At 70.7% G+C, this 12,013-nt stretch carries 13 protein-coding genes; 6 read left to right on the forward strand and 7 right to left on the reverse strand.

Features of this window, described 5'->3' with window-relative positions; genetic code table 11:
- Positions 1-79: 79 nt before the first annotated feature.
- From QFZ58_RS13040 to QFZ58_RS13050, 3 genes are all read right to left on the reverse strand, one after another.
- Entirely contained in the window at positions 80-685 is a 606-nt protein-coding gene (locus QFZ58_RS13040; RefSeq protein WP_307125089.1) for a MarC family protein, read from the reverse strand.
- 168 nt (positions 686-853) lie between these two features.
- Complete coding sequence (locus QFZ58_RS13045; protein WP_307125090.1) at positions 854-1,729, reverse strand: PHP domain-containing protein; 876 nt, start codon at positions 1,727-1,729, stop codon at positions 854-856.
- An 86-nt stretch (positions 1,730-1,815) separates the two neighbouring features.
- Positions 1,816-2,460 (reverse strand): DUF6758 family protein, encoded by a 645-nt coding sequence (locus QFZ58_RS13050; protein WP_307125091.1) that lies wholly within the window; start codon positions 2,458-2,460, stop codon positions 1,816-1,818.
- 179 nt (positions 2,461-2,639) lie between these two features.
- Between QFZ58_RS13050 and QFZ58_RS13055 the strand changes: the two genes are divergently transcribed.
- On the forward strand, positions 2,640-3,872 hold the full coding sequence (locus QFZ58_RS13055; protein WP_307125092.1) for an MFS transporter: 1,233 nt from the start codon (positions 2,640-2,642) through the stop codon (positions 3,870-3,872).
- A gap of 73 nt (positions 3,873-3,945) precedes the next feature.
- On the opposite strand, the gene QFZ58_RS13060 is transcribed toward QFZ58_RS13055, so the two are convergent.
- Complete coding sequence (locus tag QFZ58_RS13060) at positions 3,946-4,530, reverse strand: suppressor of fused domain protein (protein ID WP_307125093.1); 585 nt, start codon at positions 4,528-4,530, stop codon at positions 3,946-3,948.
- 408 nt (positions 4,531-4,938) lie between these two features.
- Here QFZ58_RS13060 and QFZ58_RS13065 point away from each other — a divergent pair, with 408 nt between their 5' ends.
- Both QFZ58_RS13065 and QFZ58_RS13070 read left to right on the forward strand, forming a co-directional pair.
- Positions 4,939-6,054, forward strand: a complete 1,116-nt coding sequence (locus tag QFZ58_RS13065) for a magnesium and cobalt transport protein CorA (protein WP_307125094.1) — start codon at positions 4,939-4,941, stop codon at positions 6,052-6,054.
- 35 nt (positions 6,055-6,089) lie between these two features.
- On the forward strand, positions 6,090-6,608 hold the full coding sequence (locus QFZ58_RS13070; RefSeq protein ID WP_307125095.1) for a hypothetical protein: 519 nt from the start codon (positions 6,090-6,092) through the stop codon (positions 6,606-6,608).
- 13 nt (positions 6,609-6,621) lie between these two features.
- Here QFZ58_RS13070 and QFZ58_RS13075 read toward each other — a convergent pair whose 3' ends face one another.
- Positions 6,622-7,374, reverse strand: a complete 753-nt coding sequence (locus QFZ58_RS13075) for a hypothetical protein (protein ID WP_307125096.1) — start codon at positions 7,372-7,374, stop codon at positions 6,622-6,624.
- Between the two features lie 172 nt (positions 7,375-7,546).
- Between QFZ58_RS13075 and QFZ58_RS13080 the strand changes: the two genes are divergently transcribed.
- Genes QFZ58_RS13080 through QFZ58_RS13090 form a run of 3 tightly spaced genes read left to right on the forward strand, consistent with a single transcriptional unit; the run spans position 7,547 to position 10,548 of the window.
- Positions 7,547-8,821 (forward strand): magnesium transporter MgtE N-terminal domain-containing protein, encoded by a 1,275-nt coding sequence (locus QFZ58_RS13080; protein ID WP_307125097.1) that lies wholly within the window; start codon positions 7,547-7,549, stop codon positions 8,819-8,821.
- Entirely contained in the window at positions 8,811-9,371 is a 561-nt protein-coding gene (locus QFZ58_RS13085) for a DUF1003 domain-containing protein (RefSeq protein WP_307125098.1), read from the forward strand. Before QFZ58_RS13080 ends, QFZ58_RS13085 begins: the two co-directional genes overlap by 11 nt.
- Before the next feature lie 43 nt (positions 9,372-9,414).
- On the forward strand, positions 9,415-10,548 hold the full coding sequence (locus QFZ58_RS13090; protein ID WP_307125099.1) for an Mrp/NBP35 family ATP-binding protein: 1,134 nt from the start codon (positions 9,415-9,417) through the stop codon (positions 10,546-10,548).
- A gap of 121 nt (positions 10,549-10,669) precedes the next feature.
- Here the strand turns inward: QFZ58_RS13090 and QFZ58_RS13095 are convergent, their stop codons facing one another.
- Positions 10,670-11,350: a hypothetical protein gene (locus QFZ58_RS13095; protein WP_307125100.1), complete on the reverse strand. Its 681-nt coding sequence runs from the start codon at positions 11,348-11,350 to the stop codon at positions 10,670-10,672.
- 157 nt (positions 11,351-11,507) lie between these two features.
- The gene (locus tag QFZ58_RS13100) at positions 11,508-11,951 is read right to left on the reverse strand and encodes a sec-independent translocase (protein WP_307125101.1); all 444 of its coding nucleotides are present in this window, start codon (positions 11,949-11,951) and stop codon (positions 11,508-11,510) included.
- Positions 11,952-12,013 lie beyond the last annotated feature (62 nt).

Here is a 12,013-nt window from a genome sequence, read left to right on the forward strand (position 1 = left end):
GATGTCAGGCGGATGAGGAGCAGAAGACGACGCGCCCCCGCACGGAAGTTCCCGAGCGGGGGCGTTGTGGCGTCCGGGTTCAGGAGCTCCGGATGACCTGGGTGACCCCGTTGATGATCTGCTGGACGGCGATCGCGGAGAGCATCATCCCGGCGAGCCGGGTCACCAGGACCACTCCCCCGTCCCTGATCACCCGGATGATCAGCAGCGAGTAGCGCATGGCGAGCCAGAGCACGACGTGCATGGCGATGATCGCCGACCAGACGGAGGCCTGTCCGCCGAAACCGTCGGCGTGCTGCACCGCGAGGATCACCGAGACGATCGCACCCGGCCCGGCCAGCAGCGGCATGCCCAGCGGTACGAGGGCCACGTTGACGTCCTTGGTCTGCGTGGGCTCATCCGTCTTGCCGGTGAGCAGGTCCAGCGCGATCAGCAGCAGCAGGAGTCCGCCCGCGATCATCAGCGCGGGCACGGAGACGTGCAGGTAGTCGAGGATCTGCTGGCCCAGCACTCCGAAGACGGCGATCACGCCGAAGGCGACGGAGACCGCCTGCAGGGCCATCTTGCGCTGCACCTTGGCGGGGCGCCCCGCGGTGAGCGCCAGGAAGATGGGCGTGATTCCGGGCGGATCCATGATCACGAAAAGGGTGAGGAAAAGGGATCCGAAGACAGCGATGTCGAACACAGTGAGCCTTGCGAGAGAAGAACGGGTCGAACAGGGAGGTGCGCGGGCCGGCGGGCGCCACGGCGTCCGGGCACGCCGGGAGGCGGCGGCGGTGCGGTGGGCGCGGGGAGGGTGGACGCGCGGGGAACTCGTCGGGCGCGGGGAGAACTCGCCGGTCGGGGGAGGTCGTTACGCGCGGAACTCGCGGAGCGGTCCGCCGGCGCCCGGCACAGGGAACGCCCCCGTGGCACGCCGGGTGATCTCGCCGTAGATCTCGGGGTCCGTGGTGTAGTCACCGAGCCGGACGGTCTTGCGGGTGCCGTGGTAGTCACTGGACCCGGTGGGCAGCAGCCCCAGTTCGGCGGCGAGCCCTCGCAGCCGCGCCCTGGTGGGCTCGTCGTGGTCCATGTGGTCGATCTCGATGCCGTCGAGGCCGGCGGCGGCCAGGTCCGCGATCACGGACTCCGGCACCACGGCGCCGCGCTTGACGGCGAGCGGGTGGGCGAAGACCGTGACGCCTCCGGCGGCCTTGACCAGCCGGACCGCTTCGAACGGGTCGAATTCGTGCTTCTCCGCGTAGGCGCGCCCACCGTTGCCGAGCCACTGCGGGGTGAAGGCGTCGGACACCGAGTCGACGACACCGAGGTCCACGAGGGCGGTCGCGATGTGCGGGCGGCCGACCGAGCCGTCACCGGCGATCCGGGCGACCTGCTCCCAGTCGATCGGGACGCCGAGTTCCTGGAGCTTCTCCACCATGGTCCGGGCGCGCGGCACCCGGTCGTCCCGGACCAGCTCGCGCTCGCGCGCCAGTTCGGGTTCCGAGGGGTCGAAGAGGTACGCCAGCATGTGCAGCCCGACGCCGCCGACACGACAGGAGAGCTCGGCCCCCGTGACGAGCGTGAGGCCCTCGGGGAGGGCGGCTGCCGCTTCCGCGTGACCGCCCACGGTGTCGTGGTCGGTCAGGGCGACGACGTCGAGGCCCGCCGCGGCGGCGGCGGCCACCAGTTCCGCGGGGGTGTCCGTGCCGTCCGACGCGGTGGAGTGGGTGTGCAGATCGATGCGCACGACGTACTCCAGTGCTACTGACGGACGGGGGGACGCTCAAGGATAACCGGCGGCCACCCCTCCGCCTGCCGCTGCCGTCGGCCCGCTCAAGGGGGCGTCAGCAGCCGGGGGGTGAGCGCTCCGCACGGCACGAGGTCCACTTCCCCGCCCGCGTCGCGCAGATCCGTCAGCACCAGGTCGTCGTACATCATGAGCCCGGACCGTTCGGGCCAGACGATCGCCCAGAGCCACAGGCCGCGCGCCTCACCGGCGAACACGGCCCGGTCGTCGGGGGTGTCCTTGACGTGCCACAGCGGGGTGGGCCGCCCCGCGGCGAGCAGCTTGGCGTCCGGGGCTCCGTCCAGCCGCAGGCCGGCGCCGGGGTCGAGGCCGTCGATACCGGCGTAGCGCGCGCCGAGTCCGACCCCGAGCTCCTCGGCGACGAACAGCAGTTCACACAGACCGCCGAGCGGCCCGGGCCCCGAGCAGGCGACCGCGGTCGCGCGCCCGCCGCTGCGGTCGTCCCCCGCGTACGCCGCTCCCGTGAACAGCCAGCCCACCGGAAGCGGCCAGGGCATCCACACAGGCACCCGCGCCCTGTGCACGACCACACCGAGCGCCTCCACGCTGGGCGGGATCACCGGCTGCATCGGGTGCACCTGGCCGTGGGCCGAGCACTGCCAGGCATCCGCGAACAGACCGGGCGCCCTGACCCGGCCACCGCACTTCGGGCAACTGGGTTCGCCCCTCATAACGCCCAACGGTCCTCTCCGGTCGTCGTCGCGTCAAGGACGATCACCCGTCCGCAGCGTGGCCCGGGCCGGGAGAAGCGCGGGGGAAAGCCGGAGGAACTAGATGTAGCTCGCATTCATTAGGGTCTCTAACTTATTCTTTGTATGACGCAACGACCTAGTGGAGAGCGAGAGAACCCATGCGGGGAGAGGATCCGTTCGACGAAGGGGCGACCAGCATCCTGCGCCAGCCGAAGGCCGTCTGGGCCACGGCGGGCGCCTCGGTCGTGGCCTTCATGGGGATCGGCCTGGTGGACCCGATCCTGCCGTCCATCGCCAAGGGGCTCGAGGCCACGCCCAGCCAGGTGTCCCTGTTGTTCACCTCGTACTTCCTGATCACGGCGGTCGCGATGCTCGTCACGGGCTTCGTCTCCAGCCGCATCGGCGGACGCAGGACGCTGCTGGCCGGCCTCGCGCTGGTCGTCGTCTTCGCCGCCCTCTCCGGCACCTCCTCGTCCGTCGCCGAACTGGTCGGCTTCCGGGCCGGCTGGGGCCTGGGCAACGCCTTGTTCGTCTCGACCGCCCTCGCGGTGATCGTCGGAGCCGCCGCCGGAGGCAGTGCGGCGGCGATCCTGCTGTACGAGTCGGCGCTCGGCCTCGGCATGGCCTGCGGGCCGCTGGTCGGCGCCCTGCTCGGTGACGCCAGCTGGCGTTACCCGTTCTTCGGCACCGCGGCCTTGATGGCGATCGGGTTCCTCTGCATCACCGCGTTCCTCGGGGAGCAGCCGCGGCCCGCCCGCAAGACCTCGCTCCTCGACCCGGTGAGGGCGCTGGGCCACCGCGGTCTGGCCTCGGTGGCGGCCTCGGCGTTCTTCTACAACTACGCCTTCTTCACCATCCTGGCCTTCACCCCGTTCGTGCTGAACATGACGCCGTACAAGTCGGGTGCGGTGTTCTTCGCCTGGGGCCTGCTCCTCGCCGTCTTCTCCGTGCTCGTCGCCCCGCGCCTGCAACGGCGCTTCGGCTCGCTGAAGGTGCTCGGCACCTCGCTGGTGCTGCTCGCCGCCGACCTGGTGATCCTCGGCTACGGCAACCACACGACGGCCGTCGTCTGCACCATCGTCTCCGGCGCCTTCATCGGCATGAACAACACCGTCTACACCGAACTGGCCCTCGGCGTGTCGGACGCACCTCGCCCGGTGGCGAGCGCCGGTTACAACTTCGTCCGCTGGTTCGCCGCGGCCGCGGCCCCGTACCTCGCCCCGAAGATCGAGGAGTGGAGCGACATCCACGTCCCGTTCGTCGTGGCCGCGATCGCCGCCCTCGCCGGGGCCCTGGTCGTCGTGGCCCGGCGCGGGGCACTGACCCACGAGGCCGGGGAACTGGCCGAGCGGCACGCCACCGAGGACGGCGTCACGGTCTTCGCCGACTGATCACACGGCCCCGTTCCGCCCGCCCGCGGCTGCCCTCCTGGCCGCGCGGCGGGCTCCGTGTGCTCGCGGCGCGTCAGTCCAGCGGTACGGAGGCGCGGAGCGGGTCCCGCAGGTCCGTCCCCTGCGACAGCCAGCGCTCCTGGAGCTCCTGCGCCCCCTTGACCCGCTTCCAGGCGGCCTCGTTGGGCGTCATCGGGAGCAGTGGCAGGAAGCGCACCGGATCCATCGGCGCGTCCAGTTCCAGGTCCTCGACCAGGCCGCCCGGCTCGGCGACCAGCACGGAGGAGAACGGCGCCCCGGTCCACAGCGGGCTGCCGAGGTCCAGCGACGCGCCCGGTGCCACGACGAGTCCCTCGACCTGCGGGGAGGCGGCCAGCACGGCGAGGGGGCGCAGCACCTGGTCGGTGTCGGCGAGCCCCAGCCGTACGGACAGCACGAGTTCGGCCCGGGGTCCCTTCACCGGGTCGGCGAGTGCGGAGGTGGGGTCGGCCATCGGCTGGGCCGACATGCCGAGTGTGGCGTAGCGCACGACCTCACCGTCGACGAAGCGGAGCACCTCGATGCGGTCCGTGCCGAGGAAGGTCACATCGGCGCGTGCGTCCGGTTCCCCGAGAGCCGTGCGGAGCCGCGCCTCGACCAGATCAAGAATTTCTCCCATACCGCGAGCATAGAACGCGTCTCGAACGGGCAAAGGACGGAATTGGGCCCGAGGCGGCTGATAGCCTGGGCCGTCGGTCGGGACAGCACGCAGAAGCGTCGCTCTCAGTCCTGACAACACGTGATCCCCCACGGGGGACCGGCCGGAGGAGGTGGGGCTGCGGTGGATCCAAGTCGACCGTGCAGTACCGATCGTTCTTCCGCACGACGCCTTCCTCCTGTGGTCTGACGCCCTTCCCGGACGTACCCGCGGCAGTTCGCGCAACGGAAGAGCACCTCGTTTTTGCCTGTCTGTAGCGAACGCCGTCATCGCGCCTGCGCGGTGCCGCCCGCTTTGCGGACGTGAGCGCACGTCCCCATTCCGGGCTGTTCCACGCCCCGCCGACGGCCCTCCGTGAAGGAGCCAGCCATGTCGATGATCCGTGACCTGCGCGCCGCCGTGCGCCCGTCCCTGCGCAAGAGCAACACCCCGTACAACAGCTACGACACCACCCGTGATCCGTCCGCCTCGAGCGCCGTCGTCGACTGCGCGGTCTACCGGGACGGACGCCGGCTCACGGCGGACGGCTGCCGGACCCCTCACGAGGCGATGCTGCGGGTACGCGAGGAGGGCGGGTTCGCCTGGATCGGCCTGCACGAGCCGACCGAGGAGGAATTCGCCGGGATCGCACGGGAGTTCGGCCTCCACCCGCTCGCCGTGGAGGACGCGGTCCACGCGCACCAGCGGCCCAAGCTCGAGCGGTACGACGACACCCTGTTCACCGTCTTCAAGACCATCCACTACGTGGAGCACGCCGAACTCACCGCGACCAGCGAGGTCGTGGAGACCGGTGAGGTGATGTGCTTCACCGGCAGGGACTTCGTCATCACCGTGCGGCACGGCGGGCAGGGCTCGCTGCGCGCCCTGCGCCACCGGCTCCAGGACGACCCCGGACTGCTCGCCAAGGGCCCCTCCGCCGTCCTGCACTCCATCGCCGACCATGTCGTCGACGGCTACATCGCGGTGGCCTCGTCCGTGCAGGACGACATCGACGAGGTGGAGATCGACGTGTTCTCCACCCCGGCCAAGGGCAGTCCGCGCGGAGCGGACGCGGGGCGGATCTACCAGCTCAAGCGCGAGGTACTGGAGTTCAAGCGGGCCGTGTCGCCGCTGCTGCGGCCGATGCAGCTGCTGAGCGAGCGTCCGATGCGGCTGATCGACCCCGACATCCAGAAGTACTTCCGTGACGTGGCCGACCACCTGGCCCGGGTGCACGAGGAGGTCATCGGCTTCGACGAGCTCCTGAACTCGATCCTCCAGGCCAACCTGGCGCAGGCGACCGTCACGCAGAACGAGGACATGCGCAAGATCACGTCCTGGGCGGCCATCGTCGCCGTACCGACGATGATCTGCGGCGTCTACGGCATGAATTTCAAGCACATGCCCGAACTCCGGTGGACCTACGGCTATCCCATGGTGATGGGCGTCATCGGCGTCGTCTGCTTCTCCATCCACCGCACACTCAAGCGCAACGGCTGGCTCTAGGACCTCTGCCGGAAAGACCCAATAGAGTTCAGTCCATGACTCCTGCTGACGCGTTGCTTGGTCAGGCCCTCGTCGAGGAGGCCACCAAGAAGTCCGGCCTGGTCTGGGTGCGGGGCTCCGGCCCCGCCCGGGCGCTGTGGCACGTGTGGCACGAGGGCGCCGCCGTGCTGGTCGGGGACGGTCCGGGGGAGCAGCCGCTCCCCGCCGGGCTGGACGCCGGCGCCACCGCCGAGGTGACCGTCCGCAGCAAGGACAAGGGCGGCCGGATCGTCGCGTGGACCGCCGTCGTCGCCGTGCTGGAGCCGCACTCCGAGGAGTGGGAGGCCGCGGTCGCCGAGCTCAAGGGCAAACGGCTGAACGCGCCCGACGCCGAGCGGATGCCCGAGCGGTGGGCGCGCGAGTGCCGGGTCCTGCGGCTGACTCCCGGGGCGTCCCGTACGGAGCTCCCGGACAGCTCGCTGGCCGTCCCTCCCCTGCCCACCGGAGCGACCACCCGTCAGCCCGCGCCCGCGGCGCTTCACCGGCTGCTGCTGAAGCGCCGCGGGCGGCGCTGACGGACGGCGTCCGTCAGCCGGAGGACCGGGGGAGCTGGCCGCCGTAGTCGACGGTGTCGTCCTCGGGCGGCGGCTCGAGGGGGAAGGTCTCGCCCCAGTCGGCGAGGGTGAGGGTGCCGCCCCCGCCGCCCCTGGCGACCCGCAGGGGGTAGGGCGTGCCCTTCAGGGAGACGTCGAGCGTGCCACCCTCACCCTTTCCGCCCATGATCTGCACGGTGCGGACCCCGCCGATGCTGTCGCGGTCGCCCTTGTTGACCTTCCCGTGCAGCGTGAGCACCCCGTCGAGGAGGGTCTTCTTCTCCGTGAAGCCGCGCAGCTGCTTGTAGGTGGGGTCGTCCTCGGGAACCTTGACGTACTTGCCCTGGAGCTTGTCGGCGGCGGCCCGGTCGCTCTCCTCGTCGCCGTCGTGGTTCCAGAAGCCGGCGTCGGCCTTGAGGAAGAGCTCGTCACCGATCCGCAGCAGCGCGAACGTGCGCCGGCTCGAGGTGACCGATCCGGTGCCCCCGTCCGCGCTGAGCTGCATGTTCAGGGTGTACGTGCCGCCTTTGCTGACCAGTTTGCCCGTCAGCCGCACGGCGTCCGATGCCGCTGCCGCCGCCCGCGCCTTGCTGTCGATCTCCGCCGCGCTCAGTTTGCCGACGCCGTTGGTCCCCTTGTCCGGGTCCTCGCCTGCGCAGGCGGTGAGTGCGGCGGTCAGCCCCGCGCAGAGCACCACGGCGAGAGCGGTCCGGCGATGAGCCCGGGCGGCCGGGGCGGAAGAGGTCACGGGCGCACTGCCTCTCGTCTGTGTGTCGCGGGGTGGCAGACCGCAGCGTACCTGTGCCGCGTACGCCTTTCGGCCCGGCTCCGTACGGACGGTCCGCCGGGGCACGCCCGGCCGTGACGGGCTAGCCTGATCACTGGTGAGGAGGACGCGAAGCACGGAGGAGGCGCACAGGATGGCGGCAGGCGCTCCCAGGGTTTTCGTCTCGCACCTCTCCGGCGTACCGGTGTTCGACCCCAATGGCGACCAGGTCGGCCGGGTCCGTGACCTGGTGGCGATGCTCAGGGTGGGCGGCCGGCCGCCACGGCTGCTCGGCATGGTGGTCGAGGTGGTGAGCCGGCGGCGGATCTTCCTGCCCATCACCCGGGTGACCGGGGTCGAGTCGGGTCAGGTCATCACCACCGGCGTGGTCAACATGCGGCGCTTCGAGCAGCGCCCGACCGAGCGACTCGTCCTCGGTGAGTTCCTTGACCGCCGGGTGCGCCTGGTGGAGAGCGGCGAGGAGGTCACCGTCCTCGACGTCGCCATCCAGCAGCTTCCGGCCCGCCGCGACTGGGAGATCGACAAGTTCTTCGTACGCAAGGGACGGGGTGGCGCACTGCGCCGCAAGGGCGAGACGCTGACCGTGGAGTGGTCGGCGATCAGCGGGTTCTCGCTGGAGGAGAACGGGCAGGGCGCCGAGAGCCTGGTCGCCACGTTCGAACGGCTCCGCCCCACCGACGTCGCCAACGCCCTCCACCACCTGTCGCCCAAGCGCCGGGCCGAGGTGGCCGCGGCCCTGGACGACGACCGGCTGGCGGACGTGCTGGAGGAGCTCCCCGAGGACGACCAGGTGGAGATCATCGGCAAACTCAAGGAGGACCGCGCGGCGGACGTCCTGGAGGCGATGGACCCGGACGACGCGGCCGACCTGCTCTCGGAACTCCCGGAGGCCGACAAGGAACGGCTGCTGGCGCTGATGCGGCCGGACGACGCGGCCGACGTACGGCGGCTGATGGCGTACGAGGAGCGGACGGCGGGCGGGCTGATGACGACCGAGCCGATCATCCTGCGGCCCGACGCGACCGTGGCGGACGCGCTGGCCCGGGTCCGCCAGCAGGACCTGTCCCCCGCGCTGGCCGCCCAGGTGTACGTCTGCCGGTCACCCGACGAGACCCCGACCGGCAAGTACCTGGGCACGGTGCATTTCCAGCGGCTCCTGCGCGATCCGCCGTACACGCTGGTCAGCTCGATCGTCGACAGCGATCTCGTGCCGCTGGCCCCGGACACCCCGCTGCCCGCCGTGACCAGCCATCTGGCCGCCTACAACATGGTCTCGGTGCCCGTGGTCGACGAGAGCGGCTCGCTGCTCGGCGCGGTGACCGTCGACGACGTGCTGGACCACCTGCTGCCGGACGACTGGCGGGAGACCGACTTCCAGGGCGAGGAGGGGATCGCGGGTGGCCGCTGAGGACCGTGCCAAGGCCGGACCGTCGGGTGCCTCGGGCATCGTGCGTCCTCCCCGCCCCCGGCTCGACCAGCCGAAGGCCCCGCGGCGCCGGCTGCTGCCGGAGTACGACCCCGAGGCGTTCGGCCGGTTCTCGGAGCGGATCGCCCGCTTCCTGGGCACCGGACGGTTCATCGTCTGGATGACCCTGATCATCATCCTGTGGGTGGTGTGGAACATCTTCGCCCCGGAACACCTCCGGTTCGACGAGTACCCGTTCATCTTCCTGACCCTGATGCTCTCCCTCCAGGCCTCGTACGCGGCACCGTTGATCCTGCTCGCGCAGAACCGCCAGGACGACCGGGACCGCGTCACCCACGAGCAGGACCGGAAGCAGAACGAGCGCTCGATCGCGGACACCGAATACCTCTCACGGGAGATCGCGGCGCTGCGGATGGGCCTCGGGGAGGTCGCCACCCGGGACTGGATCCGCTCGGAACTGGAGGCGATGATGAAGGACATGGAGGAGCGCCGGGTCCTCTTCCCGGTGGAGAGTGACGAAGGCGACCGCTGAAGGGCTACCCACGCGTAGGCACCGGCGCCGTACCATCGTCGGTATGGCTACGGAAGACGCGGTGCGTGAAGCACTGGCGACAGTGAACGACCCGGAGATCCACCGACCGATCACCGAACTGGGCATGGTGAAATCGGTCGAGATCGATCCTGACGGTGTAGTCGCTGTCACCGTGTATCTCACGGTCTCCGGCTGCCCGATGCGCGAGACGATCACCAAGAACGTGACCGACGCGGTGGCCCGTGTCGAGGGCGTGTCACGGGTCGAGGTCACCCTCGACGTGATGAGTGACGAACAGCGCAAGGACCTCGCCTCCTCGTTGCGCGGTGGCACGGCGGAGCGCGAGGTGCCGTTCGCCAAGCCCGGCTCGCTGACCCGGGTCTACGCGGTCGCGTCCGGCAAGGGCGGCGTCGGCAAGTCCTCGGTGACCGTGAACCTGGCGGCGGCGATGGCGGCCGACGGACTCAAGGTCGGTGTGGTGGACGCGGACATCTACGGGCACAGCGTTCCCCGGATGCTCGGCGCGGACGGCAAGCCCACCCAGGTCGAGAACATGATCATGCCGCCGTCCGCGCACGGCGTGAAGGTCATCTCGATCGGCATGTTCACCCCGGGCAACGCCCCGGTGGTGTGGCGCGGACCCATGCTGCACCGCGCGCTGCAGCAGTTCCTCGCCGATGTGTACTGGGGTGACCTGGACGTCCTCCTGCTCGACCTGCCGCCGGGCACCGGTGACATCGCGATCTCCGTCGCACAGCTCGTGCCCAACGCCGAGATCCTGGTCGTCACGACGCCCCAGCAGGCCGCGGCGGAGGTCGCCGAGCGGGCCGGATCCATCGCCGTGCAGACGCACCAGAAGATCGTCGGTGTCGTCGAGAACATGTCGGGCATGCCGTGCCCGCACTGTGACGAGATGGTCGACGTGTTCGGCTCGGGCGGCGGGCAGCGGGTCGCCGACGGACTGACGAAGACGGTCGGCGCCGAGGTGCCGGTCCTGGGCTCGATCCCGATCGACGTACGCCTGCGTGAGGGCGGCGACGAGGGCAAGCCCGTCGTCCTGTCCGACCCCGACTCCCCCGCCGGCGCGGCACTGCGGTCCATCGCCGAGCGGCTGGGAGGCCGTCAGCGCGGCCTGTCCGGCATGTCGTTGGGGCTCACGCCGCGCAACAAGTTCTGAGAGCGGTGCACACGGGAAGGGGCGGTCTCCGCGGAGACCGCCCCTTCCCGTGTGCGCGAGGCGCGTCGCCCGGTCGCGCCGTCGCCCGGCCGCCGTACGACGCCCGGCCGCCGTACGACGCTCAGTGGCCGTACGACGCCCGGTCGCCGTACGACGCGATGTCGCCGATCACCGAGAAGCCCAGGCCGTAGGCGCTCATGCCGCGCCCGTACGCGCCGATGTACACCCCGTCCGGGGCCGAGCCCGCGAGCACCCAGCCGAACTCCGACTCGCGGTAGTGGAAGTCCACCGGCACGCCGTCCACCGGGAGCGACAGCGACGACCAGGGTGCCTGACCCAGGTCGTCGGCGAGCTCGAAGGCGGTCTCGGTCTGCTGGTCCAGCCATTCGCCGCGCAGGATGTGGTCCATCTGAGGGGGCCAGGTGTAGGCCAGCAGGGACGAGCCGGCCAGCCACGCCGCGGAGGAGACCGTGGTGGCCTCCAGCACTCCCGTACCGTCCCCGCTGTGCCGCACCGGGCTGTTGCCCACGGTCACGACCACCGCGAAACGCGACCTCTCCGCGCCCGCGTCGGCCCGCACCACGGGCTCCTCGCCGTGCCCGGTGGATCCGTGCTGCACCGTGCCGTCCGCCGCGGCGGCGACGCTCATGAGCCAGCGCGGGCCGGTGTAGGCCTCGTCCAGCCCGTACCAGGGGAACGGCGCCTTGAGATAGCCGTCGACATCACGCCGGGCCGTCGGCGCTCCCTTCGCGGTGACTGCGCGGGACGCACCGTCCGTCCCTACCCGACTCGTCGTCTCCACTGCCCGGCCGCCTCCTCGATCTGTCGATGATCCGGAGCGGGCCGCCCGCTGGGACGTGGGCGACCTCGGTACCGGACAGATGGAGAATAGCCATACCGTCCGCACGAGCCGGGATTGACCGGCCCCGGGTGGGCGGACGAGTCGGGACGGACGGGCCTCAGGTGGCGTCTGCGTCGAAGGGCGGCCGCTCGTCCCCGGCCGGCTGCGCGGGCTTCTTGAGGAGGTCGGGCGTGGCGCCCGCGGACGCCACGCCGTCAGCCGACGGCGCACTCTCGCGGCCGTTCACCGCATCGGTGACCTCCGCCATTTCCTTGCGCAGGTCGAAGCTCTCGCGGATCTCCCTGAGACCGAGGTCGTCGTTGCCGTCCGAGAGCTGCTTGCGGATGAACGTCTTCGGGTTGAGGTCCTCGAACTCGAAGTCCTTGAACTGCGGACCGAGCTCGGAACGGATGTCCTCCTTGGCGCTGTCCGAGAACTCACGGATCTTCCGGATGGTGCGCGTGACGTCCTGGATCACCTTCGGCAGCTTCTCGGGGCCGAAGACGAGCACGGCAAGAACCACGAGCGTCAGCAGCTCGAGTGCGCCTATGTCGTTGAACACCTTGCTGCTCCTCGTGTCCTCTGCGTGTTCCCTGCGTTCTCGCGGTTCTCCGCCGCCAGGTC

Origin of the sequence: Streptomyces sp. B1I3 (assembly GCF_030816615.1) — a bacterium.
Taxonomy (GTDB): Bacteria; Actinomycetota; Actinomycetes; order Streptomycetales; family Streptomycetaceae; genus Streptomyces.

Bases quoted from the DNA above. Each gene is read 5' to 3' on its own strand.
- QFZ58_RS13070 (WP_307125095.1), top strand. From the start codon at position 6,090: ATGACTCCTGCTGACGCGTTGCTTGGTCAGGCCCTCGTCGAGGAGGCC.
- QFZ58_RS13055 (WP_307125092.1), top strand. From the start codon at position 2,640: ATGCGGGGAGAGGATCCGTTCGACGAAGGGGCGACCAGCATCCTGCGC.
- QFZ58_RS13060 (WP_307125093.1), bottom strand. From the start codon at position 4,530: ATGGGAGAAATTCTTGATCTGGTCGAGGCGCGGCTCCGCACGGCTCTC.
- QFZ58_RS13080 (WP_307125097.1), top strand. From the start codon at position 7,547: ATGGCGGCAGGCGCTCCCAGGGTTTTCGTCTCGCACCTCTCCGGCGTA.
- QFZ58_RS13090 (WP_307125099.1), top strand. From the start codon at position 9,415: ATGGCTACGGAAGACGCGGTGCGTGAAGCACTGGCGACAGTGAACGAC.
- QFZ58_RS13065 (WP_307125094.1), top strand. From the start codon at position 4,939: ATGTCGATGATCCGTGACCTGCGCGCCGCCGTGCGCCCGTCCCTGCGC.
- QFZ58_RS13050 (WP_307125091.1), bottom strand. From the start codon at position 2,460: ATGAGGGGCGAACCCAGTTGCCCGAAGTGCGGTGGCCGGGTCAGGGCG.